We start from the raw sequence: 26,545 nt of genomic DNA, 5'->3' as shown, positions 1-26,545 counted from the left end.
TACCTCCTAGAACAGTCTCGATTCGGGATCGATTTTTTTGGCGATTTTATTGAAGATGAGGATGGCTGCAATGCCCATAATCGACTGATACAGGACGACCGCTGATGACATTCCGAAGTTGCCCAGCTGACGCAGTGCCCGGAACGAATACGTATCGATAACGTCCGTCGTCGGGAATAGAATCGAGTTGTCGCCGATGATGCCGTAGATCATCCCGAAGTCTCCGAAGAAGATCCGGCCGACGCCCAGCAATAGAAGCACGACGATGACCGATCGAATCGACGGAATCGTAATATGAAGGATTTGCTGCAGCCGCGTCGCACCGTCGATTCTCGCCGATTCGTAGTACTCATTTGAGATGCCGACGATTGCAGCCATAAAGATTACGGAATAATAGCCGGAAAACTTCCACACATAGACTAGCGTCAGTATAATCGGCCATAGCTTGGCGTTCTGATACCAGTTAACTTCCGAAATGCCCAGTTGCCCGAGCCATTGGTTCAATAAACCGTCCGTGCTCATAAACGCCATAATCATCAGACTGACGACCAGCCAGGAGATGAAATAAGGGAGAAAAATAAGCGACTGGCTTATTTTCTTCAGCAGCGTCGAGGTTGCTTCGTTAATTAATATCGCGAGCAACAGCGCAATTCCGATGCCGAATATAAGAAACAACGCGTTTAGATATACCGTGTTAAACGTTACTCGCAGCCAATCCTGGCTCCCGAAAAAAAACTTGAAGTTGTCCAGCCCCACCCACTCGCTCCCCCATATTCCTTTAACAGGCTGAAAGCGTTCGAACGCAATCAAATGCCCGAACATGGGAATGTAGGAGAATAGGGCCAAAAATACGATTCCTGGAATGGCCAGCGTGTAGAGCTGGCGATTTTTCATGATCTCTTTGATGAATCCCATGAGCGCATCGCTCCTTCCCAGATTTCCGTTGACGTTGGCTCCAACTGCCTCTAACGATAAGGAATCGGAGCGGCTGTGAATAGTTCTAATCCTGCTACATTGGGCGATTGCGCGCTTCTGGGACTCGGAATGGTAGCAGATATGAAACTTATGCGCGGATTTGGAACTCGGATTGGCGGTCAGTATGCAGCTGCTAGTGCGTTATGCCAGTTGAACGCAGCAAAAAAAGCGCTGCAAATGCGGCGCTTTGATTTGAATGCGATACAGCATCAGTAACTCTGTATGTTCCGAACAGCCGGGGTCGCTGCGCGTTTTGGTTCATGCTGCCATGCTTGATTCCATTCCCCCCATCGCTAACACGATAAATATAATGGACCGAATCTGCTCAAAGTCATCCTGAACTCAAAACGCTCCGCTCACCCTATCCCGCACGCACACCATTACATCTTACAAGAAAAGTAAATAAATTAATGAAGCTCTATGCAATGCTGAGCAATGCTTATCGAGGCAAGTATTAAAGCGAATACTTGCAAAACAAACACCCAAAAGCAGTCATGCACTCTGATACCTCAACTAATTATCAAAACTGCTCAATGTGAACGGACAACGAACCTGGTTCGCTATATAGTTACCCCTGAAAAAATCAAGGCATTTATCAGGGGTAACTATATAGCGAAGAGTGGTTCGTAAATTTCACTTTAAATATGCCGAATCAAGCAGCCTGCAGCCATTAGCGAAGAGATTTTCGCAAATGGCGAAGCTGCGTTCTCCAAAAACGAAATTTGGTTCGCTGCAGCACTAGTGCTAACATTCAGTTGTCGTAATAGCGAACTTTGTTTCGCTGTTTAGCGAAGCAGGTTTGTTGTGGGGCATATCCTTCCTATCAAAATGCAAAAGTGCAGGCTGATTCCCATATTATAGGTGATATTTCGCATCAAAATGTAAATGTGCAGTTTGATCGGGCTAAACAGCTTCAAATGGGCGAAATTGAGCGATTTCAAATGTACTTTTGCATTTTGATGGCTGTTTCGGGCTGTTTATAGCTGATCAAAATGTATTTTTGCATTTTGTTCATCTTGTCTCCAAAAGTGAAACTGCGCATTTGCAAAAACAGAAAACCTGTTTAGCTACTTGCCGGTCAAAATCTGATAACGCGATTAAAGGCCAGTCGAGCTATCCATCCCCCATTCCTTATAGAACTGACGGAGCTCGGCTGCGGTTTGGCTGGCGAATGGCTTGACCTTAGCTTCCGTAAAAAAAACCAGCTCAATCCCCGGCTCATTATGCTGATCTGCAAACCATTGCAGCTTGTCGTCCCGGTATTGCTCCACCTCCGTCTGTGTGACGAGCGGCTCGATGCCATAGCCGGAAGCTTGCCGCAATCGCTCAAGGGCACTTGCTCCCCAAGTTTCATTCCGCAGCAGAATAAACTCCAGTTGGCTCACTTCTTTATAGTAAACGCGTTTCGCTTCGTCGCGCTCTCCCTGATATTCTATAGCGAATGGGCTGTACAACGTCTGCGTCCACTTTATGTCAGTGTAGATGTGAGCGAAATAGCCCCGCACGAAATCCCTCCACTCCGCATCAGTATTTTGCACCCAATAGTGCAAGCATCTATCCTTAAGCCGCTCGATAGTGGAGAATTTGCCGGACTCGAACAAATGAGTAAACTTTTTATCTTCTCGGGTAGACGCTTCCCTTCTATGTATAGCGTCTGGAGCTATGCTTCCTAGTAAAAAATGAGGGGAAGGCTCCGCTGTGCATACTTCTTCCGCCACCGCAAAATGCACCATAGGCCAAGGCATCTATAAATTCCTCCTTAAAATCCTTCTATTAAACAATTGGCGAGTCCCATACTGTGGTAGAGCATCTCATCCCTATCATGACGCGAATAAAGGCTATATTTGTTGCACAAGCCGTCTGCCAGCATCCTCCTATGTTATAATTATCCAAATAACAATACTTATTGGAAAGAGGTGAATACCCAATTATGCATCAACAACAGTATGGAAATCTGGACGGCCCTCTGATGCTCTTTATCCATGGCGGCGGCGTCAGCGGCTGGATGTGGGACGAACAAATCCGGCATTTTTCGCCTCATTATCATTGCGTCGTACCCGATCTGCCAGAACACGGACAAAGTCTAGGTGATGCCCCATTCTCCATCAGAGCCAGCGCCGAGTATTTGCTGCAGCGGATCGAAGCGATCGGAGCAGGAAAAACAGTCATTATAATTGGGTTTTCTCTGGGCGCTCAAATTGCGGTACAGATGGTCAGCATGCGCCCAGACCTCATCGATTACGCCATTATCAACAGTGCGCTCGTAATCCCCATGCCTTCGATGAAACGGTGGATTCCTCTGTCCGTTCGTCTAACCTTTCCGCTTATCCGCAACAGGAGTTTCTCCAAGCTCCAAGCGAAACAACTTTACTTGAGCAGCAATCATTTGAACAACTATTATGAGGAAAGCTGCCGGATGAAGCCGGATTCCCTCGTACGCATATTGGAAGAAAATATGTCATTCGAACTGCCTGCCGGCTTCCATAAAGCACAAAGCAAGCTGCTAGTAACCGTCGGAGAAAAAGAAAAATCCGTCATGCAAAAATCGGTAGCTCTTCTTGTTAGAGGCAATACCGGCTGCATCGGCGTGGTCATACCGGACATCGGCCACGGCGTTTCCTTGGCGAAGCCCGCATATTTCAATCAAATGATCGAGCGTTGGTTAGATAACGGACAGGTTCCACACGATAGCCAGCTGATTACGTAAAAAAGCGCAAGATGCCGAGGATGGCATCTTGCGCTTTTTTATGGAAAGTCCTGAGGCTGTACTAGAGAATCTATATCAAGGCGTTTGAGGTCTGCTGAGCACCATACGGAAGTAAGTCAATGCGCAGACGATTGCCAGTATGACAACAATTGTCAAACCCCAGTAGATATTGCTATAGGCATGTGCAAGCGTAAGGTTCTTCTGCCAGACGAGGGCAGTCGCCGATACCGCTACACCAAACGCGCCGCTGAAAAATTGAAGCAGTTGGAACAAGCCAAGCCCCGAGCCGATCTGCTCAGGCTTCAATATTCGGGACATCTCATTAGACACGCTGCTCGTAAGAACGGTGAAGCTCGTGCTTAACAGCATGTAGATAAACAATATCGCGAAATAGGATACCCCTTCGAATAAGGCAAACAGGATGACCGCAGCCAGCAGCAGCAGCGGAGCATAACGGATAATCGAGCCGTTCCCGTACGTATCGATATAACGGCCTACTTTACGGGAGACGAACATAGCGAGAATCGAGCCCGGAAAAATAACAAGACCGGCCTGAATTGCACTTAAGCCGTATTGCTTAACCAAAATTTGCGGCATCAGGAACAGCGTTGCAAAGCTGCATAGATACGCGGCAATCCCGACGCTGCCTAATATTAAATACGAGCGGTTCCGGAATAAGGACGGAAGCACGAAAGGATTTTTGGCCGAACGTATGCGTATGATAAACAAAATAAGCGATACGAGGCCGATAATAAGCGCCAGCCAGGATTGGTTCGTTAGAAACAGAAGCAGTCCGGTTGTACCTATGCTTATGAATAAAGCGCCCAGCGCGTCGAATGAGCCCTTTTGCGGCTTCTCCTTAGGGATAAGCGATACAAATAAAGGTACGAGCAGCAGCGTTACCGCCGTTACGATGAACAAGACATGCCAGCCCAAATATTCGACGATCGCTCCGCCTACAACCGGTCCCAAACCTAGCCCAAGGGATACCGAGGACATAATAAGCGCCATCGCTTTGCCCCGGCGTTCAAGCGGAACGTACCTTGAAATGAGTACGAGTGAAAGCGATGGAATCGCGCCTGCCCCTGAGGCTTGCAAAATGCGGACGATGATCAGCATAATAAAACTGTTGCTGAAAATACCGGCAATCGCAGCTAAGCTAAGCGATAAGATCCCGATAATGAACAGCCTGCGAATCGGCACGAAGTCGGCCAATCGACTGTACGTAATGGATGAGATCGCGAATACGATAGAGTACCCGGTCACGATCCAAGAAGTGGAGGAAGCGGATAATTGAAATAATTCCGCAACGTCCGGCAAAGCCAAATTAAACATCATCGTATTCATGATGACAAGAACAATCGTTAATCCTAACAAGCCAATGACCGTGCCTTCTTTCATAGCTGCTTGCTCTGCCGGCTTATTAGCCTGACTCAAAGTCTCGGCTGTCATGGGTTCTCCACCTCCAAAGTTCTAAAGTTCGATCATAATCGAACAATAGAATCATAGCATGCGTTATGTTATAATGCAATCATCCGTTTGAACTTTTTCAAAGGAGGCTTTAGCTTGAAAATATTACATCATCCCGACCGGGCAGATATCCATTTGTCCTCCGTATTATATGCATTAAGCGATCCCGTACGACTGTTCATTCTATCCGAGTTGCGCAAGCATCAAGAAAGAAGCTGCGGTGATTTTGACGTACCCGTTGCCAAATCAACGCTTTCCCATCATACCCGAACACTAAGAGAGTCTGGGGTCGTTAACGTGCGCAGTCTTGGCACCCAGCGTCTCATATCTATTAGAACCGATGATTTAGAAATCCGGTTTCCCGGCCTGCTCACATCGATTCTGGACGCTTATGAGAACTCGGATGAGAAGCAGCAAATGCTGCTGGGACTCGAACAGTAACAGCGGCGGCACTGAAATTAAAAAGCATGCGATTGAGCCTTCCCTAATCGCATGCTTTTTCTTATGTTCTCAATGTTGTTAACTTCTTATTCGGTGCTTGAGCGCTCTGCATCGTCATGCTGCTGCTGAAGCGGAATGCCTTCATTCGGCTCTCCGTCGATTAATTCAGAAACCGTAACGATTTTGAAACCTCTCTTTTTCAGCTCGGGCAAAATCGTACGCAGCGCTGCTACGGTCTGGGTCGAGCTTGGCGTAAAGTCATGCAGCAATACGATATCTCCATTCCTTGCATTGCCCAGCACCTTCCGGACGATGCTGTTGACCCCCGGCTTTCTCCAGTCATTCGTATCCTGATGCCAAGACCATAGTATAGTCTTATACCCTAATTTCTTCGCTACTTGAATCGTATTATCGTTATAGAATCCACCGGGGGGCCGGAACAGGATCGGTTTTTTTCCCGTTAACTCAACGAGCAGCTCCTCGGTTTTAACAATTTCGTCTTCGATCGTAACCAATGTCGTATTGCCTTTGAAATAAATATGGTTGAAGGTATGATTCGCAATTTCATGCCCTTCCTCCGCTTCCCTGCGGATCAGATCAGGATATTTGCGGACCCGGTTGCCTAGCACGAAAAAGGTCGCTTTCGCATCGTATTCCTTCAATAAATCCAATATCGGCTCGGTCGTTTCCGGATTGGGGCCGTCATCAAAGGTTAGTGCGATTTTCTTCTCATTCAGAGGCACTTCCCAGATGACCTCTCCTCTTTTTTCGTAAAAATAGCGATCCTTTTTTTCTACAGGAGCTTGAAAGCCGCATAAAAGAACAAGGCTCAACGAAGCCAATAGCCATTTCATTTTATAGTCCCACCTATCCCTAACATTGTCACTATAAAATGCCCCAGCATCTTAACCGTTATGCGAATCCAATCTTGCCCATGCCCGAATCGGAAAAGCGCTCATGCCTCGAATTTTCATTGGCGCAGCCGTGAAATAGAAGCCTTCGAGGGGCAGTTGCTCCAGATTGTTTAAGTTTTCGACGATCGGAATTGCTGCTGCAAGCAAGATTGAATGAACAGGACGAACCGGATCAGACGTGTCATCAATATTATGGCTGTCGATACCAACAAGAAGCGCACCCTCTTCCTTTAAATAAGCGGCCGCATCCTCTGTCAGATAAGGATGATCTTCAAAATAGCCAGACTGTCCCCAAGCTTGCCCCCGGCCAGTCTCGATTAATACGGCACGATCGCGAATCGAATGTCCTTCTAAGTATTGACGAGTGACGGCTCGCTCTTTAAATCCTTCGAGTCGAATGACAACCCCCTCAAGATCTGCAATAGCAGCAATCGGCAATTCAGCTACATCGTCCGTGCCTTCATAACGATGGGCGGGACTGTCAATGGACGTCCCCGAATTGGCAACCATCTCGATACGGCCAATGTTAAATGCGACACCAGGCGCATATTTTCCCATCGCGTCTTCAAAGCTTAAAAAATCGGATACCTGCGGTGCCGGCATTCCCGGATACGTAACATGGCCATGCTCAATGGTATGGCTAAGATCTACAATCTGTTTTCCCATTTTGCTCCCCCACATTCTTCGTTAATTATTAATTGTTTCTATTGTAGTGATACGTGTCTTTATTCATCAATACGGTTTTGTCTATCGTTCTTATAGATGTTTTGAATGATAGCGGAGCGATTCCCTAAATGTATTTTTTTGGACACATTGGACAATTTAATGAAACGGGTTTTATTTCGAAGCGGAATCGGGTGGGACAACGATGGTGAAGAAGGCCGACACAAAGGTTACCGGCAATTCCTTATATAGCGAGCTAAAACGAAATATTGATGAAGTCAACGAAGGCATCGGACACAGTCCCGACCTGATTACCCGCTACTTGCAAGTAAAATTAGCCAATGATCTGCCTCTGCAGGGCGCCATTCTTTATATGGACGGACTGTCGAATTCCACCTCCATGCTGCAATCGATATTTGCCGGCAGCGATGATAACAACCATTGTAAAACCCCGGCTGAGCTGCTGAACTATTGCAAGGATTCCGTCATTACGGAAGGCTCCGTACAGGATATCCATACCTTTGATGATATGTACGATTTGCTCCTTACCGGAAACACTATCTTGCTATTAGAGGGCTGCTCCCAAGCTCTTGGCGTCTCTACGCGGGATCTAAAAGCCCGTTCCGTCGAAGAACCCAATGTCCAATCGGTCGTACGCGGGCCGAGGGAAGGCTTTACCGAAGTAATTAGCTGGAATACAGCCATGATCCGGAGAAAAATCAACAGCAGGCATCTTTGGGTAGAGTCGCTCCAAATCGGGCGCATCACGAAAACCAAAGTAGCCATCCTTTATATTGACAATATTGTTGCGGACAACGTGCTCCAGCAGGTCCGCGAGCGGCTGCAAACCATCGATATCGACGGCATTCTGGAGAGCAATTACTTGGAGGAGCATATTCAGGACAAGAAATACTCCCCATTTCCGACGATCTTTAACTCAGAGAGACCGGATGTTATCGCAGCCGGACTGCTTGAGGGCCGGGTAGCCATTATGGTGGACGGAACTCCCTTTGTGCTGCTTGTGCCTGCCTTGTTCACGCAGTTTTTTCAATCCAGCGAGGACTATTATGAAAGATCGGATTTCAGCACGCTGATCCGCTTGCTTCGTTTCGTTTCTTTTTTCCTCGCTACGATCACGCCTTCTTTCTATATCGCGATTACGACATTCCATCAAGAAATGCTGCCGACTACGCTGCTCTATAATTTAGCCAGTCAGCGGGAAGGCGTGCCTTTCCCGGCTTTTATTGAGGCGCTGATTATGGAAGTTACTTTCGAAATCTTGCGAGAGGCCAGCGTCCGGATGCCGAAGACGATTGGGCAATCGATTTCGATTGTAGGCACTCTTGTCGTGGGACAAGCGGCGGTAGAAGCCGGACTTGTCAGCGCCGCAATGGTTATCGTCGTCTCGATTACCGCCATTTCAAATTTCGTATTGCCAGCCTTCAACTTAGGTATAGCCGCTCGTATCATCCGGTTTATATTGATGATGCTAGCTGCTTCCTTCGGCTTATACGGCGTATTTATCGGAGTGATCGCAATCGTGTTTCATCTATGCAGCCTCAGCTCCTTCGGGGTTTCCTATATGGCACCGCTAGCTCCCTTCAAACTAACCGATCAGAAGGATACGTTCTTTCGCTTCCCGATCCCAAGACTGATTACGAGACCAAAGAGCCTGAATCCTAAAGAGCTTATAAGGCAAAAAAAATCATGAGCCGCATCCGCAGCATAACCCGCTTCCTGCTTGTCACCCTTGCTGTCGCCTGCTGCACCGGATTATTATCCTCTTGCTGGAGCCGTCATGAGCTGAATGATATTAGCATCGTCGTTGGTCTGGGGATTGATAAAAAGGGAGAGAAATACAAAGTAAGCGCCCAAATCGTCAATCCCAGCCAAGTAAGCAACCGGCAAGGCAGCGGTAAAAACTTTAGTCCGGTCGTTACCTATGACGCCATAGGTGCTACCGTTCCGGAGGCGCTGAGCCGAATGACCGTTAAGGCTGCTCGTCAGCTCTATTTCTCCCATTTGCGTATTTTAATTGTTGGAGAGGAGGTTGCGAGAGCAGGCATTAGCAAGCCGCTCGACTTTATCGCCCGAAACCGGGAAATGCGAACTGACTTTTATCTTGTCGTAGCGAGAAATACAACGGCGGATAAGATTTTGGAAACCTACAGCCCGATGGACCCCATCCCTTCCAACAATCTGTTCACGAAGCTGGAAACGTCCGACAAGATGTGGGCAGCCACTGGCAAAATCACGCTCGATCAGCTTATTCAAGACTTGTCCAAACAAGGCAAAGCGCCTTCACTGACGGCTCTTGAAATTATAGGAAAACCGTCCAAGGGCGACAATTATGCGGATGCGAATTATATCGACCCTACCGTTACATTAAAGTACTCTGGCATGGCCGCTTTCAACTTAGATAAAATGACCGGCTGGCTTAACGAGAACGATACGAAAGTGCTCAATTACCTCCATAACAACATTTCACAAACGACTGCCGTAATGACGTGTCCGGATTCGGAGGACTTGATTACGCTTCAGATCGTGAACTCGCATGCTAATATTCACGTTCAGTATAAGAATGGCAAGCCGGTTTTTGATGTGTTGTTGAAAACGGAGCAGGACATCAGGGATGTCGGCTGCGATTTTGACATCTCCAAGCCGGCTAACGTGCAAAAGCTGGAGAAGAAAGCCCAGAAGGAGTTCGAAAAGCTGTTAGAACGATCGATCCGTAAAGCACAGAAGGAGCTTAAGGTGGATATATACGGGTTCGGCGATGTGCTGCATCGCACCTCCCCCAAGAAGTGGCGCATGATCAAGAATTGGAACAAAACGTTTGAAAATGTAGAAATCCATGTGCGGTCTTTAGTTACGATTCGGAGAATCGGTACAACGGTTCATTCCTTGGAGAAAGAGACCCGGTAAGGAGACGAGCGATATTGTGGCTGCTGGTAGGCATAATCAGCGTATGGCTTTGGTCAGGGTTTAAGGATATACCTGAACTCATCAGAAAGCAGCAACGAGGAGCGTTGCTGCTGCACCTTCTGTTAATGGCCGTTTTTACAGCGGGAAGTCTTGCTTATATGTATATGAATAATCCGCCAAATCCGTTGAAATGGATCGAATCGGCAATCTCACCTTATTCCAAAGCCATTTACAGCCTACTCTCCTGAAAGGGGGTCAAGCAATGACGACAAATCCTATGATTAACGTCCGCACATTTACGATACTCGTTATTTTTTTCATGATTGGCACCTCAATCCTCATTACCCCCGCAGGACTTGCTAATGAAGCAAAACAAGATGCTTGGATCGCAGCCATTGCAGGCGTCATTATTGACTGCATGCTGGCGCTCCTCTACGTTATGCTCGGAGAGCGTTTTGGACATAAAACGCTGATTGAGCTATGTCTTGCCGCTTTCGGCAAATGGGCGGGCGCCTTGCTAGCCTTGTGCTATATCGTTTTTTTCTTTATACTTGCCTCGCTAATGATTGGGGATCTTGGTTTTTTCTTGACGACGCAAATTATGCCGGAGACCCCGATTGAGATTTTACAAATTTTATTCGTTGCCGTCGTCGTTGCCGTCATACGGGCCGGCTTGGTCGTTTACTCGCGAGCGGCCGAAATTTTTTTTCCGCTGCTGGTTTTCATGTTCAGCTTACTTATTATGTCGATGCTGCATATTATCGATTTTCGGAATTTCCAGCCTGCATTGGAGTTCGGATTAAAGCCGGTACTGAAGGGCGGCTTTTCCTTTTACGGATTGCAGGAAATTATCGTCCTATTGATGCTGTACCCCTATGTTAAGCGCTCGGGCAGCCGTAAAAACGCATTTGTCGGCGGCGTAATGGTTGGCGGTATCTTCCTCATTATTACTACGGCTTGCTGCATCGGCGTCATGAGTTCCTTGGTGACATCCAACCAGTTGTATCCAGCCTATGTGCTTGCCAAAAAAATAAGCATCGGGCATTTTCTAGAGCGGATTGAAGGTGTCATGATGTTTATATGGATCATTTCGATTGTGATCAAAGTGATTATTACCTTTGATGCCGCCGTTCTCGGCTTGGCTCAGGTATGCAAATTAAAGGAATCGAAACCACTCGTAATCCCTGTCGGCTTCGGCATGATTGTAATGGCCTTGCTATGCTACCCGAATACGATCTTCATACAAGACTTTTTATCCAAAAACTGGTCCCCTTTTTCGACCATCTTTATGATATTTGTACCGTTGCTGCTTCTGCTCACGCTGTCGGTAAGGAAAGGGATGGGCGGTAAAATGTGATGGCAACGTTCCCCGAATCGCTGCCTCTGGTATGCTGTTTGTTGAAATGTCCATTTCAAACCTCCCCTTTCCTAATCTCCAACAGTTTATAACATTACAAAAAAACTGGAAAACAGCAAAAAAGGACAGCTTGAACCCTCCGGCTCAACTGTCCTCTATTATTATTGAAATACGTTATTCAGCGTTAAACTAACTCCGCCAATGCCTCTAGCAAGATGTGATTTTCTTTCTCCGTACCTACCGAAATTCGCACATGCTGATGCAATCCCCAGCCTTTGGCTGACCGAATAATAATCCCTCGTTGAAGCAGTTGATTGTAGATGCGGTCCGCTTCTTCACCAAGCTCTACCAGCACGTAATTTGCCATGCTCTCCGTAAAAGGAATTGCCAGCTTCCGTAATCCGCTATACAGCTGCTCCCGGCCTGCCTCATTCATTGCACGCGAAGCTTCGATATGTTCATAGTCGGTCAAAGCGGCTTGCGCTCCCGCCTGCGCAAGAGCGTTAACGTTAAAAGGCTCCTTCACTTTCAACAGCGTGCGGATGACACTTTCCGGCGCGATACCGAAGCCGACGCGTATTCCGGCCAAACCGTATATTTTCGAAAAGGTATTCAGCGCCAGCAGCGGGTAGCCCTCGCGGATAAGTTCCACACCATCCGAATAGTCGGAAGCTGTAGCGTAATGCCGGTAAGCGGTATCGATCACGACGAGCACTCGTGCCGGTAGGCGCTCCAGAAGACGGCGGAGATCCGCTTCCGGTAAATACGTGCCAGTCGGATTATTCGGCGAGCACAAGTAGATTAATTTCGTCTTACTCGTCACTGCCGCAAGCAAGTTATCGGCGTTATAGCTGTATTTTTCGTCAAAAGGAACTTTTACGACAGCGCCGTTCATAAGATGAGCGCCAAATGCGTATTCACTAAACGTCGGTTCGGGCACAATTATTTCATCGCCTTCCTCCAAATACGCTTACGAGATGAGCAGAATAAGCTCGTCGCCTCCGTTGGTGACGATGAAATGGTTGTCCGAAAGGTCATATTGACGGACTAATTCGCTAATCAGACCAGAAGACCGCTCATCCGGGTAGCGATGCAGTTCTGTTAATGCTTCTTGCATGGCTTGCACGGCTTTGGGCGAAGGACCTAACGAATTCTCATTGGAAGCGAGCTTAACGACCCGCTCCACCCCATATTCCCGCTGTACTTCCCATATGGGCTTGCCGGCTGTATAGGGCTTCAACTGGCCCAACGCCCGCCGCGGTGTCACTTGCTCTTTGTCCGTATCGGAATTGCTGTTCATTCTAACGCCTCTCCCTTATATGGCGAATTTTTATTATTGCGTTCCATCATCCATCTTAAAATCCCCATGCTTTGCATCCAGCTTGCCGTTTTCAATCTCGTTATAGACGGACAGCTTGTAGTCTACCGCTTCGAACGCATCATCCAGCTCTTGCTGACGCCGCTTCAGCTCCTGCTTATGGTTTTCCAGAAGCAGCCTCCGCTCCGGAATCGTCTGCGGACCTGCTATGGCGAGATCGACGATTTTTTTCAAAGCGGCGACGGGCATGCCAGTTGCCCGGAAGCAGGTCATCAGCTTAATCCAATGGAGATCCTGCTGCTCAAATAGACGGTTGCCGTGCTCATCGCGCTTAATAAACGGCAGCAGACCTTCTTTTTCATAATAACGAATCGTATGGGCAGGACAACCCAGCCGCTCCGAAGCTTCTTTAATGGAAAAGCTCATCGGTTTCACCGCCAGTTCTGTAGTTGTTTAGGAAATAAATCCGCATATTTTTTAAACTAGTATACACCTTAAACCGAGCATTAACGCAAGCATTTCGTACAGAAAAAAGCCTATCTATTCCCAGCTTGCTTTCAAGTACGCTTTAAGGCTTATGCTGTTCATGCAGCGCTGATTGGCTATATGGTTTGTCGCCGCTGAAGATAATCCACCCAATAGGAGGCCATGACAAATGAGAATCATAGATCAGCATTATATAGACGGACGTTTTGTGAAAGCCCAAGGCACTGAGGTTCAGTCTTTAATCAACCCTTCAACGAAGGAGATTATCGGCCAAGTAGTGCTAGGCAATGAGGCGGACACCCAACTGGCTGTAGCAGCGGCAAAAACAGCGCTCAAAGCCTTCTCCAAAACATCGGTGGAAGAGAGAAGCGATATGCTGCAGCGGCTCCATGACGCCGTGATGGACAAAGCGGAAGTTCTCGCCGCTGCATCTGTTGAAGAATACGGCTCTCCGGCTGCGGCTTCTTACGGACGTGCAGCATTCGCTGCTCAAACCTTCCTACATGCCAAAGAAGCGCTGGAGGATTTCGAGTTCGAGAGAACAGCGGGCAGCACCCGAATCGTTATGGAGCCGCTGGGCGTCATTGGCGCGATCACTCCGTGGAATGCCAACTATACGCATATTTGCGGTAAAATAGCGCCGGCACTGGCCGCAGGCTGCACCATCGTCGTCAAACCAAGCGAGATCAGCGCGTTACAGACGCAGCTGTTAATGGAGTGCATCAATGCAGCTGGCATTCCTGCAGGTGTCATTAACATCGTGAATGGGACAGGCAGCGTCGTTGGCGCTGAATTGACTCGTCATCAGGATGTTGCCAAAATATCGTTCACCGGCTCTACAGCTGTCGGCCGGTTAATTAGTAAAAATGCTGCTGATACGATCAAAAGGCTGACGCTGGAGCTAGGCGGCAAATCGCCGAACCTCATCCTCGATGACGCTGATTTGCAGACGGCAATTCCGATGGCTATGGGCATTGCTTTCAGCAATACCGGTCAAGCCTGCCATGCCGGTTCGAGACTGCTCATTCCGGAGCATCTTATGGAGGAAGCGAAAAAACTGATTCAAAAAGCCGTAGTCTCCATGAAGTTAGGTTATCCTGCTGAAAAAGATACCGTCTTGGGGCCGCTTGTGAATCAGAAGCAATTCGATACTGTGCAGCGTTACATTCAATCCGGACTGGATGAAGGCGCGGAGCTCGTTGCCGGAGGCTTGGGACATCCCGAAGGACTGGAGGGCGGCTATTTCGTTAAACCGACGGTTTTCGCTAACGTTACGAATCAGATGACAATCGCTCGCGAGGAGATATTCGGGCCTGTACTCTCCGTCATTTCCTATACAAGCCAAGAAGAGGCGATTGCGATTGCCAATGATACGATATTTGGATTGGCGGCTTATGTCAGCTCTTCGAGCTTAGAACGAGCACGAGAGGTTGCTTCCCGATTGGAAGCCGGCCGCGTGCTCATCAACAAAGGTATTCATGACGACCCGTATGCACCATTCGGCGGGTTCAAGCAATCCGGGATCGGAAGAGATTCCGGTGTTTATGGACTGCTGGAGCATGTCGAGGCGAAAGCGATTCTTGGTTATGATGAAGTGTGAGTGAGGGGCAACTTATGGACTGGGGTTGAGCGGCTTCCTGATTAATTTTCCGTTCAAATATAAATAGTCATCCATTACTTCCTCGTTTTGAATATTGGACAATCGGATGAGAGGCGGCTGCTGATCCCTTATTAAAGCGGCGTAGTCGCCTTGATTGCGTCTGATCGGATCGACGACAGAGGAGCTGAGCTCAATAACTCCATTATTCACTCTCAGAATGGATAGATCCGGCCAAGATAAATGCAGACCTTGAAACTCGATGAAGAATTCATCCTCTCCATCTCCATCCAGGTCGATAAAGTCGGGCTTGCCCCAACTCTCGAAGCTTGTTAGCCGATTATGTTCATGATCGTAAATCAGGTATAGTGCTCGACCGGGTCCGTTGGCGAACAGCTCCAATCCTCCGATCAACTCATAGCGAGTTTGACCAGGGAGCATTCGCTGGAAGAGACGGGTTTGATCTGCCTCTTCATTGTCCACTGCTAGAGAAGAGGATACGTCTCGAATCCAATAAGAGGTTTTATTGACGAGCAGCACACCGGAATAAGAACGGGGCAGCATCTCATTTTCCCGGTTCTCCTCATAGATACTCAATACAGCGTCATGCTTGTTGATTTTCCCGAAAGGAATCGACCGCATGAGCGTCCATTCTTCATCCGGCCCTCCCTGTTGCAGCTCTTCCAGCTGCAAGGCAGCGAATGACAAGCTAAATTCGTCGGGCAACGGGGACAATATATCAGCAGCATCGAGCGCCTGTTCCTCTTCAGCGGCATCGCCGGATGCTGCTTCATTTTGCACAGTCACAGACGAGTTCTGCTGCTGCCCGTTAATCGGCTGCTCTGGTATAGGCTCCGGCTCCGTGGTGCCACAGCCTGACATTAGCATTGCAATCGCAGCCATCTTCATCCAAACATACCGATATTTCATACGTTCAACTCCGCTCTTCTTCCATTTTCTACATAGACGAGGGAGAAAGCGCTTTTGTTTAGATAAAGTACATAAGTTTACTAAAGCTTGGATAAAGTCTCGATTGTCAGCAGAAGCTTGCCCATAAATCCGGGTTTTCCCCATACGATGAACCGGCTTTTCTTTTCTTCCTGAAGATAAAAGTACTGAAACTTGGCTTTTCCCCGCTCCGGATCATCGGCATTCAGCAATTGAATCAGCTCCTGCGAGATCAATGCCGCTTTAGCGCCATCAACGTAGCAATCGATAATGGAGCAGACCTGATAGATCCCGTCAATCTCAGACGTGCCTTTGCCCAAATACTCATCAACATGCTGCAGGGACTCTTCATGCAGCTGCTGCACTTTTTTGCCCATAAACCGGTTTAGCTCCTCTTCACTTACTCGCCATTCTCCGCCGACCTTCATCGCGTTGAGCTTTCCTTCATGAATGTATCTTCGAATGGTTCGTGTATGCATATCCAGCAGTTCTGCCAAATCATCGATTTTGTACATCCGATCTCCTCCATATCATTCCATTTCAAGGAGATTGTAACGTAAAGACGACCTTCTGTCTAGACAAAAGGTCATAATATGTATCAATGTGTAATTATTCGGACATATAAAGATCGCTTAACCGATTAAATAGCGGATGATTTCGGCATTCACCTGCTCCGACTGTTCATGATTGATGGCATGTCCCGCTTGCGGAATGATCTTATACGTTAAACGATGCTCCTCGAGCTTGGTGATGGCCTTCGGATAGTAGCTTAACCTATCTTGATCGCCGATTAAGAACAGTGCCTTATCCCGAATAGATGCAAGCTGCTCTGCTTGAAAAATCGTTATTTTATGCTGCATCATCGATTTGTTGTTGAAGTGCTTCAACAAATAAAACCAATGCTGCATAAGCTCCTTGTTGTCTTCAAAGACGGCATAGTTGGGTCCGCTGAGCTTTCTGAGCAGTCTTTTGCAGCTGGCTTCGGTAGGAAACAAGGCTTCTGGCAGAAAGGCTTTCATCATTTTGCCCATCACCTCGAACTGACTGCTTGGCACTCTTCCCGCCATGCAGACGATTTTATCCACTCGAGATGGACGCATGATCGCATAATGATAGGCTAAGTAAGCACCATAGGATACGCCTGCAATATCGGCTTGACGGATTGCCAGAGCATCCAGCACTTCATCCAGCCACACCGCCTGATCAAACTGCTTCTTGTAAGCCGCATTCGGTTCGCTTTTTCCCGAACCGCCCACCGCATCAATGGCGATGATGTAAAACTGCTCGGACAATGGCTGAATATTGTAAATCCACATCATAGCAGCGTTATCCGCCGTACCGTGCAACAGCAGCAATGGAGGATTTGCAGACGAGCCTGCCGTTATGATATGTGTGCTCCCATATGTAGTCGGAATATCGGCTTCTTCATAGGCAACGCCCCATGCTGCCAACAGTTTATTATACGATTCATAAATAAGCTCACGGCCTCGCTCGGACTTATACCTTTGCATGAATGGTCTACTCTCCTTTTTGCAGTAGCTCTTTCATTTCCCTTAACTCTTTCAATAACTCTTTCGTATATTGCGCATTCTTAGAAGAGTCCACTCCGACGCGAACCCCCAATGCGATGATAAAGAACACCACAACTGCAATAAATAGATATTCCATGCAAGGTCCTCCCTCCTATGAAAAAACGACCCTACCTAAGATAATCAATCCTAAAGGCAGAGTCGTATGTTGTCGTATTAGCGTTAGTATCTATTCATTTTATCAAAAAACGAAGTAAAAATGTTCCTTATTTTACAAATTCGAAATTTAGTCTTGGCAGCTACCGATTATAAAAGAAGACGAAGCACCATCACTGAAACAATTCCAACCGCAACGGTTCCTAATAGGCTGCGTGTAAGTATGGCCATTGCAAATGTCGGCAGCGCTGCAAGCAGTTCTATCTTATTCTGAAAAAGGCCGCCCTCTGCCGTCATTAATTGTTCCCCCACCAATGCGGCCATGACGGCTATCGGGATATAATTCAGCCATCGCATGACCCAATCCGGTATCCTCATGCGACTCAGTACCATAAGCGGCACTACTCTCGGAATTAGCGTGACAAGAGCTGCACCAATAATGACCAGCAGCACATCCCCTCTTACTTCCACTTTTCCACCACCACTCCTAATGTTGCGGCAACAACAGTTGCAGCAATGACAGCCATGCTTCCAGATAGCACAAAGCTTGCTCCGATAACGATGACACCTGCACTGATTGCGACAACCAGATCTTTACGAATTTTGCCCCGGCTCATGATTTGAATGACGAGAAGACCGATAAACATGGCAGGCAAAGCAAAGTGCAAACCATACTTCTCTGGATCTGTAATCCATTGACCGAAAAAAGCTCCGGCTACTGTGGCTACAATCCAATTGAGATAAGCAGTCAAATTAAGTCCATTCATCCATTTCGCACTAAGAGCTGCTCTCTTCGCCGTCTGATTGATTGCAACGCCAAATGTCTCATCTGTAAGCAACGAGCCGATTAACATCGTCTTTAAGGGAGTTAATTGGCGAAAATAAGGCGATAAAGCTGCGCTAAGCAGCATATGACGAAGATTGACAATGAATACCGTCGCGATAATAGCAATCGCCGATCCTTGTGCCGCAAGCATTCCGGCAACGATAAATTGCGCAGAACCGGCGTAGATCAGCAAAGACATTAGCGTAATTTCAACGATGCTTAAGCCTGAAGTATGACCAACAACACCTGCAGCAAATCCTATACTTAAGTAACCGAGCAGAGTTGGAATACAATCTTTTATCCCCTGAAGGAAAGTATCCTCGGTTACTTCTACTGCATGTGCAGGTGCTGGAATATAATCTTTGTGAGCTTCCAAGTCTCTATTTCCCCTCCTAAACCGTCTAACTTGCCTCTAGCCGTTAGCCCGGATAATGAACCGTAAGCATACATTTGACCGTTGATTCTCCCGAATTTCGGTAGGCATGCGGTTTTTCCGCTTGAAAATGAATCGTGCTGCCTGGGTTCACTATGAATAGCTCCTGCTCTATTAATAGCTCTAACGTCCCTTCGGTTACCGATATATATTCTTCTACACCCTCATGATGAGGCTCTGATTCATGGCAGCATTGCGGGTCGATTTCCATCGCATACATTTCGAACTGCTTCTTGGGATCAAAGGGGAACAAGGGGTACACGCGGTACTTTCCTTCATCCTCCGTAAGCGCAACTACACTTTCTTTAGACATGATGGTAACCAGCGCTGACTCTTCCTTGATCAGGGAAGAAAAAGAAATACGCAGCCCGTTCGCGATTTTCCAGAGCGTTGTTATGGTAGGATTCGTCTCGCCCCGCTCAATTTGACCTAACATCGCTTTACTGACCCCTGATAGTTCTGCAACTTGATCTAAGCTGAGCTTTCGGTCCTTCCTTATCCTTAATACATTTTTGCTAATGCTAATATTAATGGGATGCATGATGGTCCCCCTTGATTATGAATGTGCGTTATACAATACATATGTGCATTATAACATACAACAAGAATAAAAAAATATCTCCGATTGCTTTCATGATGCAAAATGGAGCGAATCAGCGAAAAGTCATCATGAACTCAGAACGCTCCGCTCCCTCATTGCACAAACTATCGCTGTAGAACCTCTATCAATTAAACTTTGCTGCAATGCTCTCAAAAAAAAGCAAAGAGCAGTACAGGTTTCGCTGAAGCGATCCCGTCTGCTCTTTGTTCCTTACTGTCATTTCAGTCCTTAGAAATTCCCCAACGAAGCTCCGGATGTACTGGCATAAGTAGAATGGAGCGTCACTTTGTATGTTCCCGCAGGCTGACCGTAGGCAAGATTGTACCAGCCTCCTGTCGATTGCGAAGGGTTAAGATATACGCTAGTGCTCGCTACAAATACGTCTCCCGAAGCCGTTACGCGATATAGATCCATATACATGGTCGTGGAAGACGTATAGCTTTGGTTAGCTATTGCCGTACCTACTCTGATGTTTCCTGCGTTCAATGCTGCCGTCCATGAATTGGAGAAGCCGGGGGTCGTGACAGAAATCGTTGAAGAGGCCGACTGTCCCGTATTATTTTTGGCGACGATTTTAATCGCATGGGTCGTGCTCATTGAGCCCGAAATCGTGTAAGACGTATTTGTCGTGTTGGCCACAAACGCATTATCCTTGTAAATGTCATAGCTGGTCGCGTTCGTCGCAGTCCATGAAAGATTGATATTGTAATAAGGGCCGGTTGTGTACGTAATGACTGGAGCAGTTGGAGTCGGATCGCAGCCCAATGTAGTTGCGGATGTCGACGTGCTGGAATACCCGCTTTGGCCGCTGACAACATTGAAATTATACGTCGTGCAAGGGCTGAGCCCCGTAACATTGATGCCATTCCCCGCCATTGTGGAATAAAAGGTCCCGTCCTTATAAACATGAACATAATTTTCTCCAGATTGAAGCGTCCACAACAAGGTCAATGAATTGGAAGTGACGTTTGTTACATAAGCTCCTGTCGCCGCATTAGCCGACATCGCCGGAATCAGCAGCATAAGGGCAATCAAAGCAACCAGCCATTTTTTCAATTTCAAGATCTACACTTCCTTCTCCATTTGAGTTTTTAAGCCGCCTACACACTGCCCTATCAACCTCAGTGAATTTGTGTCATCTTCCTCCTTTAATTGTAAATTTAATCTTACAAAATCAGGTTATCACTCCATTTTCAAGTCAACAATGTCCCTTATCAAACTCGATAAAAAAACACATTATCCTCTTAGAAATACGCTCTGAAACGATGCTCACAGAATAAGAAAAGAGCAGTACGGTTCGCTGAAGCGAGTCCGTCTGCTCTTTTCTGCCATCTAACTTCTGACCCCTACCCTGTCACAATAGTACTCTCCCGCTGAGCTAGGAAATCAAAATGTAGAACTGAATGTGATATCCATATTTCAGTCGCTTTATCGCTTCAAAATGTAAATGTGCAGTTTGATTGACCTGAAAAGCCTCGATAGAGCGAAATGGAGGCTTTTCAAATGCACTTTTGCATTTTGATCGTTGCTTTGGAGCTATTAAGGATTATCAAAATGCTGCAGCCAATCAACATGTACTTCCTACAACATAGAGCTTATTCTCTGCTAGTTTAACGCCTCTACGTTGGATTTTTCCAACCTAGGGCACATTTTTTACTGCTTTCCCCCCTCTACGTTGGAAATATCCAACGTTAGGCTACTCTTCCGCTGCACTACCCGCCTTTACGTTGGATTTCTCCAACGTAAGGCGCATTCTTTGCTGCTTTCCCGCTTCTACGTTGGATATTTCCAACGTGATACCATGCGGATAAACTCTCTATCTTTTAATTCACGAAAAAGAATCGAGCTCTTCCTCATTCGCTACTTACACGCATACAAACGAATGAATTGCTTCAAGCCTCCCGCTTGCCGTAAGGAAAAGCCAGCCCCTAACGCCCAGCCCCCGGCCTGGCTCCGCCGCCGCTTCCCGATCCATCGACCGAATAGTGATGGTCCCTGAACTCCTGCGGGGTGCAGTTGACCATCTTTTTGAACAGGTACGTGAAGTAGGCTGAGGTTTGAATGCCCACCCGGTCTGCTACTTCGTACACTTTAATGCCCGGGTCCTGAAGCAGTTGCTTCGCCAGCTGGATGCGGGTTTCCTGAACGAACTCGGAAATCGTCTTCCCCATCTCCTTCTTAAACAACACGCTTAAATAGCTGGCGTTCAGATTAAACTGTTCGGCAAGCTGCTTCACCGTCCAGCTCTCGTGGACACGCTCCTCGATAAACGCGGCAATTTGTCGAATCAGATTATGGAGCTGATGTCCTTGCTCTTTTTTCTCAACGAGCATATAGCGATCTACGTATTCGACCAACAGCTCGATAATTTGGCTGGTACTGCTGCAATCGAGCATTCTGCGCCACATTAAAATATTGATTTCGCCCTCTGCTCCGTTTTGCCATTTCAAAATGCGGATCAGTTCGCTAAGAAAGCTCATGCCAAACGCTTGAGCGTAAGAGAAAGAGAACGGCTCCTGGGATTGCAGCAAGTCGAATACCCGGTTCATATATTCGCCCACTTTGGCCCGGTCTCCTGACTCCATCAGCTTAACGATATTCGGCATAAATTCCTCGCGCAGCCGATATTCCTTGAACTCATGCGAGTCCGTCGGATCGTAATGGACAATCTGACCGTCGGACATGAGCCGCGCCTGAGCCATTTTGAACTTTACTTCCTTATAGCAGAGCGGCGCATCCACCCAGCCGTCACCCGTTCGGCTTAAACCGACTGTTACGGTAGATCCATACTGCTCCTCCATCATGCGCTGGATGAAAACCATCTGCTTCTCTAACGCCGCGCTTTCCTCCGGCGTCGGATTGACATGCAGCACCGCTATTTCATCCGGAGCTGTCTGCGCCACATACAGCGATTCCAGATCGGATAAGCCAACATCCACCGTTTTGCGGAAACCGCTCCCCAGCACCATTCGTTCCTTGGCATCCTTGCTTAAGGACAAGAAATGATCGAGGCCAAACAGGATGACTCGCAATCCATGGGCAATCTGAGGCAGCTCCATCAAACTTTTCCACGAGAGCAGCATGTCGTCGGTCTGCACCATTTCAGCGATCAGATCGTTAACGAAACGTTCCTTGACGACTTTCAGGCTGCCGGATACTTTTTTCTCCAGTTCGCTCGTCTGTTCGACAATCTGCTGCATTTTCTCAAGCGTAGCCCGGAACGTATCCAGACGGCTCGTCACTTCCTCAAACTTCAGCGGCTTCAGTACATAAGCTTGAGCACCAACATGAATGGCATCCTGAACAAATTCAAATTCATTGTAGCCGCTAATCATCAGAACCTGAATATGTGGATAAAGCGCTTTGGCTCTTGCTACCAGTTCAATACCGTTCATATCTGGCATAGATACATCGGAAATAAGAACGTCAAACTCCGTCTCTTGAAGTGCCTCCAGCGCTTCTTCTCCCGATTCATGCGTCACCGGAGGCGCATACCCATGATCCTGCCACTTAATATAACGGACCAGTCCTTGAATGTTGGAAGGCTCATCGTCTACGATCATCACGTTTAGCATGTTATATTTCCCTCCTAATGGCAGGCTGTTCCGCGGATGCCGGAAATACGATACTTACCCGCGTCCATTCGCCAGCCTCGCTTTCTATGATGAATGAAGCCCTGCTGCCAAAATAAAGCGATAGCCGTTCCTTAATGTTAGCCGTGCCAAATCCATTGCCTTTTCCTATATGCGTTCCCGCCTCGATTCCGTTCAGAACGTCCTCAGCAATGCCATTGCCGTTATCAAGGATAGACATTCGAATATTATCGCCCTCTCGGTTCACCGAGACGCGAATGAATGCGTCCTTCTTACGAGTAATCGCTCCATGTAAATAACAGTTTTCAACAATCGGCTGCAGCACGGTCTTAATGGTATAGAAGTCGAGCACGGAACTGTCAACGTCCCATTCCACCCGAACCCGATCCGGATAGCGGAACTGATGAATATCCAAGTAGGCTTTGACATGCTCCAGCTCATCGCGAATACGGATGACACTAATCTGATTATTGAGCGCCAGCCGGTAAAAGGTCGTCAGTGCGTCGATGATCTGAATTTGCCCTTCATCCTGCACATCCAGCGCACGCCAGCGAAGCAGACTCAAGGAATTGTAAATGAAATGCGGGTTGATCTGCGCTTGAAGCGCTTTGAATGCTTGCTCCTTCTCCATCAACCCCGCCTTCGTAATATCTTCCACCAGCTTGCCCAGCCGCTCGGACATCGAATTGAACATGCTCTCAAGGTCGCCCAGCTCATCGTTATTATTATGGCGAACGCTGACCTCAAACTGTCCGCGCGATAGATCGCTCATTCGCGTCCCCAGCTTGCGGATCCGCCATACCATATTTTTGACGATCGTCATGATCAGAAATAGCGAGCATAAAAGAAAGAGCGCCGTTATCGAAACATTGAGCAACAAGATCCTCCGGTTCTGACTGTCCATGTACTGCATTGGAAGCTGCGCGACGACCTCCCAGCCAGAGGAAAGCGGCTTGGCGATCAACAGCTCTTTAGTTGGAGTGAGGTCATACACGGCTGGCGAGCCATCCGTCTCCGCTGCCGATTCTTCCTCCGTGTCACTCATCGGCCATTCCTTTGTGACGATACGGTTGCCGATTTTCGCCGTCTCCGTCGCCGCAATCGCATGCCGGCTGCTATCGACAACAAATAAATTTCCCGCACCTTTGAACGGTTTATCGAGTAATTCGCCGAAAACGCTGTCATAATTGAGTAAAATGTAGACCATGCCCAGCAGGCTGCCGTCGGCACCCATAATTTTGCGCGTAATGACAATTTGCTTCGGATTGCTTGGCGCGTTGCTCCAGCGCAGCGCTTGATCGCTGCTGGCCGCCTCTTCATACCAAGTCTGCTCATCCATGCCAACCAGCGACCGCTTCTCTGGCCGCCACAGCAGCTGACCGTCCTGCACCAGCGTTTCATTCGTATGATAAATGCGAAAATCCGCAATTCCCGGCAAATACTTGCTCGTAATAAGGAATGTGCGGTCCACATAATTGACGGTATCCAATATTTCAGTCATATCGGCGTAACTGCGCCCGAGTCTGGATATAAGCTCACCATCAGTCGCCGTCCGAACAGCGAGCAAATCATAGCTTTTTTTGCCAAAATCGACGTTTTGAGCCGTTTGTCTTACAGCCTCATCTACCGTCGTCAAATAGCTTTGATGAAAGCTTTGAATGACCAAATAAATGGCGCTGCCCCCTAACACTAAAGTAGGCAAAACTAAAATGAGCCCGTACATAACCAGCACTTTGCTGCGCAGGTTCATTCCACGGGTGAAGCGAATCACTTGTTTCTCCAGCCATAATCTCACGGTGCCTGACCCCTTTCACACGTTCAGTATAGCACGCGCGCCGTACGGGAACGAAAGGGAAACCGCGATGCGGCTTCCCCTGTCCCTTTTTTTATTCCATTAAGCTTTCGTTGCATCAAGCGTTGCTTGCCATTCTTTCTTCAAATCCGTCCAGTGCGCGCGTTTCTCAAGAGCAGCTTGGAAGTCCTTCCATGCGCCTTCAAACGCAGCGTCGTCCTTAGCCATCAACAGCTTAGCTTTGAACTCTTTTCTTACGTTCTCAAGCTCAGGCAAATATTTCTCCCACAAGCCGCCCGATTCTGCTTTCACCATATCGTAGGATTCAGCGACACGGATACCGCCCATTTTACCGATACTCTCCGTGAATTGGATCGTTTTCAAGCGGCCTTCCGGCTTCGTTACGCCGTAGTTCCACCACGGGTACCATTCATTGCTGTAAGACGCAGCGCCGTACAAACCTGGGTTCGTACTTGCAACCTTCGCTGCATCACCGGAATCATGTGCCTGTTGGTATTTCTCATCCGTGTATGTCCATTTGCCAAGCGATTGATCAACCCAATCCCAGAACACGCCTGGAGGGCCTTCGCTTACAACCTGCTGCTGCTCTGGTTTTTGCGTCAGCGTGTAATCAAAGAATTTCAAGATAGCGCCAAGATTTTTCGTATCTTTATTGATAAAGATGTCGTTGGCAGGGTAAGGGTTAACGATTTGATTCGCGCCCACTTTGCTAACGCCTTCTACTTGCGGGTAAGGAATCGCTTGATAGTACCAAGCCGGTTCTGTTGGACCGTCCAGTACTTCCCACAGCTGAGCATCCATATTGAAGAATCCGCCGGCATTCAATGCAACACGACCGGTTTTGTTTTTCTCTTTGTAGCGTTCTTTCTTGTCGGTAATAACCTCGTGATCCATCAAGCCTTCACGGTACAGCTTGTTCATCCATTGGTAAGCAGCTTTGTATTGCGGATTATCGTAGATGAATTCAAAGCCGTCGCCTTTTTTCTCAACTGGAACGACGCCGCCTGCCGATGCAACCGTCACGCCGAAGGTGCTCAGAATGACATTCTCATCGTTCGCGTCAGACAAGAAGCTGAGCGGAATGAGGTTTTTGCCGGAAGCATCCTTTTGCTGAGAAGCAGCTTTCAAATATTTTTCAACGCCGTCGATCGTTTTCAGATCATCCACCGTCATGCCTGTTTTCTCCAGCACGTCCGAACGGACGAACCAGCCAAGTGAAGCCCAGCCCGGCCAAGGGTCTTGCGGATTTTGGTCAAACCAAGCCGGAATCGACCAGATATGGCCGTCTTTATCCTTCATCTTATCCAGATAAACCTTAGGAATGGCAGCCAGACCCGGATATTTATCCGGCATATCGAAGTATTGCTCCAGCGGCAGAACCGTATTGGATTTAATCATAGCGGAAGTGACGATATCGGTACGGCCAAAAATCGCCGCATCCTCGAATCCGCCTGTATTCAATTTCAGATTAAGCGCCGTCATGGCATCGCCTTGCGTAGCCTCGATTTGAACGTTAATGCCCGGCTCTTTCTCTCTCCAATACGTTTGTACCATACTGTCGTTATTGATCGTTGCCGTCCAGCCCAGCCAAAGCTTAAATGCTTTGGATTCGTTTCCTGCTGCTGCTGTAGCACCGGCATTCGGGCTTCCCTCTTCTTTTTTGCCCCCGCCGCCTGACGAACAAGCTGCAAGAACGAGCATCAAAGCTGCGAGCGTTAAAGCGACCCATCCTTTTGCTCCCCGTTGTACTTTCATGTCATGCTTCCCCTCTCTCTTCTTGTAATTGGTATTTT

At 47.8% G+C, this 26,545-nt stretch carries 26 protein-coding genes; 7 read left to right on the top strand and 19 right to left on the bottom strand.

From position 1 onward, the window contains the following. Nucleotides 1-6: 6 nt before the first annotated feature. On the bottom strand, nucleotides 7-915 hold the full coding sequence (locus IEX98_RS06595; protein WP_188888152.1) for an ABC transporter permease: 909 nt from the start codon (nucleotides 913-915) through the stop codon (nucleotides 7-9). A 75-nt stretch (nucleotides 916-990) separates the two neighbouring features. Here IEX98_RS06595 and IEX98_RS06590 point away from each other — a divergent pair, with 75 nt between their 5' ends. Further along, nucleotides 991-1,191: a hypothetical protein gene (locus IEX98_RS06590; protein ID WP_188888151.1), complete on the top strand. Its 201-nt coding sequence runs from the start codon at nucleotides 991-993 to the stop codon at nucleotides 1,189-1,191. An 881-nt stretch (nucleotides 1,192-2,072) separates the two neighbouring features. Here IEX98_RS06590 and IEX98_RS06585 read toward each other — a convergent pair. Further along, nucleotides 2,073-2,720 carry a hypothetical protein gene (locus IEX98_RS06585; protein WP_188888150.1) on the bottom strand — a complete coding sequence of 216 codons (648 nt, stop codon included), beginning with the start codon at nucleotides 2,718-2,720 and terminating at the stop codon, nucleotides 2,073-2,075. 185 nt (nucleotides 2,721-2,905) lie between these two features. Here IEX98_RS06585 and IEX98_RS06580 point away from each other — a divergent pair, with 185 nt between their 5' ends. After that, the gene (locus IEX98_RS06580; RefSeq protein ID WP_188888149.1) at nucleotides 2,906-3,682 is read left to right on the top strand and encodes an alpha/beta fold hydrolase; all 777 of its coding nucleotides are present in this window, start codon (nucleotides 2,906-2,908) and stop codon (nucleotides 3,680-3,682) included. A gap of 75 nt (nucleotides 3,683-3,757) precedes the next feature. Here IEX98_RS06580 and IEX98_RS06575 read toward each other — a convergent pair whose 3' ends face one another. Then, the gene (locus IEX98_RS06575) at nucleotides 3,758-5,134 is read right to left on the bottom strand and encodes an MFS transporter (RefSeq protein ID WP_188888148.1); all 1,377 of its coding nucleotides are present in this window, start codon (nucleotides 5,132-5,134) and stop codon (nucleotides 3,758-3,760) included. A 114-nt stretch (nucleotides 5,135-5,248) separates the two neighbouring features. On the opposite strand from IEX98_RS06575, the gene IEX98_RS06570 reads away from it, so the two are divergent. Continuing rightward, nucleotides 5,249-5,593, top strand: coding sequence for an ArsR/SmtB family transcription factor (locus IEX98_RS06570; protein WP_188888147.1), 345 nt, complete (start codon nucleotides 5,249-5,251; stop codon nucleotides 5,591-5,593). 86 nt (nucleotides 5,594-5,679) lie between these two features. Here IEX98_RS06570 and IEX98_RS06565 read toward each other — a convergent pair whose 3' ends face one another. Together IEX98_RS06565 and IEX98_RS06560 are read right to left on the bottom strand one after the other, a co-directional pair. Beyond that, nucleotides 5,680-6,447: a polysaccharide deacetylase family protein gene (locus IEX98_RS06565; protein WP_188888146.1), complete on the bottom strand. Its 768-nt coding sequence runs from the start codon at nucleotides 6,445-6,447 to the stop codon at nucleotides 5,680-5,682. A 51-nt stretch (nucleotides 6,448-6,498) separates the two neighbouring features. Beyond that, nucleotides 6,499-7,173: a cyclase family protein gene (locus IEX98_RS06560; RefSeq protein WP_188888145.1), complete on the bottom strand. Its 675-nt coding sequence runs from the start codon at nucleotides 7,171-7,173 to the stop codon at nucleotides 6,499-6,501. Nucleotides 7,174-7,375: 202 nt separating this feature from the next. On the opposite strand from IEX98_RS06560, the gene IEX98_RS06555 reads away from it, so the two are divergent. The 3 genes from IEX98_RS06555 to IEX98_RS06545 all read left to right on the top strand — a co-directional run bounded on the left by IEX98_RS06555 (nucleotide 7,376) and on the right by IEX98_RS06545 (nucleotide 11,452). Continuing rightward, nucleotides 7,376-8,881, top strand: a complete 1,506-nt coding sequence (locus tag IEX98_RS06555; RefSeq protein WP_188888144.1) for a spore germination protein — start codon at nucleotides 7,376-7,378, stop codon at nucleotides 8,879-8,881. Next, nucleotides 8,878-10,095 (top strand): Ger(x)C family spore germination protein, encoded by a 1,218-nt coding sequence (locus tag IEX98_RS06550; protein WP_188888143.1) that lies wholly within the window; start codon nucleotides 8,878-8,880, stop codon nucleotides 10,093-10,095. The genes IEX98_RS06555 and IEX98_RS06550 overlap by 4 nt, the downstream gene beginning before the upstream one ends. A gap of 262 nt (nucleotides 10,096-10,357) precedes the next feature. After that, on the top strand, nucleotides 10,358-11,452 hold the full coding sequence (locus tag IEX98_RS06545; RefSeq protein WP_188888142.1) for a GerAB/ArcD/ProY family transporter: 1,095 nt from the start codon (nucleotides 10,358-10,360) through the stop codon (nucleotides 11,450-11,452). A 184-nt stretch (nucleotides 11,453-11,636) separates the two neighbouring features. Here IEX98_RS06545 and IEX98_RS06540 read toward each other — a convergent pair whose 3' ends face one another. From IEX98_RS06540 to IEX98_RS06535, 3 genes are read right to left on the bottom strand one after another with little or no spacing between them, the layout of a single operon-like run. Continuing rightward, a complete protein-coding gene (locus IEX98_RS06540; RefSeq protein ID WP_308421755.1) occupies nucleotides 11,637-12,416 on the bottom strand; it encodes a pyridoxal phosphate-dependent aminotransferase in 780 nt (259 codons plus the stop codon). Between the two features lie 6 nt (nucleotides 12,417-12,422). Next, nucleotides 12,423-12,752: a hypothetical protein gene (locus IEX98_RS29420; RefSeq protein ID WP_308421754.1), complete on the bottom strand. Its 330-nt coding sequence runs from the start codon at nucleotides 12,750-12,752 to the stop codon at nucleotides 12,423-12,425. A gap of 33 nt (nucleotides 12,753-12,785) precedes the next feature. Continuing rightward, nucleotides 12,786-13,196, bottom strand: coding sequence for a MerR family transcriptional regulator (locus IEX98_RS06535; protein ID WP_188888141.1), 411 nt, complete (start codon nucleotides 13,194-13,196; stop codon nucleotides 12,786-12,788). A 229-nt stretch (nucleotides 13,197-13,425) separates the two neighbouring features. On the opposite strand from IEX98_RS06535, the gene IEX98_RS06530 reads away from it, so the two are divergent. Then, a complete protein-coding gene (locus tag IEX98_RS06530) occupies nucleotides 13,426-14,856 on the top strand; it encodes an aldehyde dehydrogenase family protein (RefSeq protein ID WP_188888140.1) in 1,431 nt (476 codons plus the stop codon). A 12-nt stretch (nucleotides 14,857-14,868) separates the two neighbouring features. Here IEX98_RS06530 and IEX98_RS06525 read toward each other — a convergent pair whose 3' ends face one another. The 11 genes from IEX98_RS06525 to IEX98_RS06475 all read right to left on the bottom strand — a co-directional run bounded on the left by IEX98_RS06525 (nucleotide 14,869) and on the right by IEX98_RS06475 (nucleotide 26,507). After that, nucleotides 14,869-15,783: a hypothetical protein gene (locus IEX98_RS06525; RefSeq protein ID WP_188888139.1), complete on the bottom strand. Its 915-nt coding sequence runs from the start codon at nucleotides 15,781-15,783 to the stop codon at nucleotides 14,869-14,871. Nucleotides 15,784-15,863: 80 nt separating this feature from the next. Continuing rightward, nucleotides 15,864-16,316: a helix-turn-helix domain-containing protein gene (locus IEX98_RS06520; protein ID WP_188888138.1), complete on the bottom strand. Its 453-nt coding sequence runs from the start codon at nucleotides 16,314-16,316 to the stop codon at nucleotides 15,864-15,866. Between the two features lie 117 nt (nucleotides 16,317-16,433). Continuing rightward, entirely contained in the window at nucleotides 16,434-17,312 is an 879-nt protein-coding gene (locus IEX98_RS06515) for an alpha/beta fold hydrolase (RefSeq protein ID WP_188888137.1), read from the bottom strand. A gap of 7 nt (nucleotides 17,313-17,319) precedes the next feature. After that, on the bottom strand, nucleotides 17,320-17,469 hold the full coding sequence (locus IEX98_RS06510) for a hypothetical protein (protein WP_188888136.1): 150 nt from the start codon (nucleotides 17,467-17,469) through the stop codon (nucleotides 17,320-17,322). A gap of 167 nt (nucleotides 17,470-17,636) precedes the next feature. Then, on the bottom strand, nucleotides 17,637-17,957 hold the full coding sequence (locus IEX98_RS06505) for an AzlD domain-containing protein (RefSeq protein WP_188888135.1): 321 nt from the start codon (nucleotides 17,955-17,957) through the stop codon (nucleotides 17,637-17,639). Then, nucleotides 17,948-18,688, bottom strand: a complete 741-nt coding sequence (locus tag IEX98_RS06500) for an AzlC family ABC transporter permease (protein WP_229692012.1) — start codon at nucleotides 18,686-18,688, stop codon at nucleotides 17,948-17,950. Before IEX98_RS06500 ends, IEX98_RS06505 begins: the two co-directional genes overlap by 10 nt. Nucleotides 18,689-18,731: 43 nt before the next feature. Next, nucleotides 18,732-19,286, bottom strand: a complete 555-nt coding sequence (locus tag IEX98_RS06495; protein WP_188888134.1) for a helix-turn-helix domain-containing protein — start codon at nucleotides 19,284-19,286, stop codon at nucleotides 18,732-18,734. Nucleotides 19,287-19,574: 288 nt separating this feature from the next. After that, nucleotides 19,575-20,408, bottom strand: coding sequence for a hypothetical protein (locus IEX98_RS06490; RefSeq protein WP_188888133.1), 834 nt, complete (start codon nucleotides 20,406-20,408; stop codon nucleotides 19,575-19,577). An 866-nt stretch (nucleotides 20,409-21,274) separates the two neighbouring features. Beyond that, nucleotides 21,275-22,921: a response regulator transcription factor gene (locus tag IEX98_RS06485; protein WP_229692011.1), complete on the bottom strand. Its 1,647-nt coding sequence runs from the start codon at nucleotides 22,919-22,921 to the stop codon at nucleotides 21,275-21,277. A 1-nt stretch (nucleotide 22,922) separates the two neighbouring features. Then, complete coding sequence (locus IEX98_RS06480) at nucleotides 22,923-24,734, bottom strand: cache domain-containing sensor histidine kinase (protein WP_229692010.1); 1,812 nt, start codon at nucleotides 24,732-24,734, stop codon at nucleotides 22,923-22,925. Between the two features lie 99 nt (nucleotides 24,735-24,833). Then, a complete protein-coding gene (locus IEX98_RS06475; protein WP_188888132.1) occupies nucleotides 24,834-26,507 on the bottom strand; it encodes a hypothetical protein in 1,674 nt (557 codons plus the stop codon). Between the last annotated feature and the right edge of the window lie 38 nt (nucleotides 26,508-26,545).

This window comes from Paenibacillus radicis (ex Gao et al. 2016) (genome assembly GCF_014641555.1).
GTDB lineage: Bacteria > Bacillota > Bacilli > Paenibacillales > Paenibacillaceae > Pristimantibacillus > Pristimantibacillus radicis.
The sequence above is the reverse complement of the archived record's forward strand: the minus strand, read 5'-3'. Positions and strand labels throughout refer to the sequence as shown.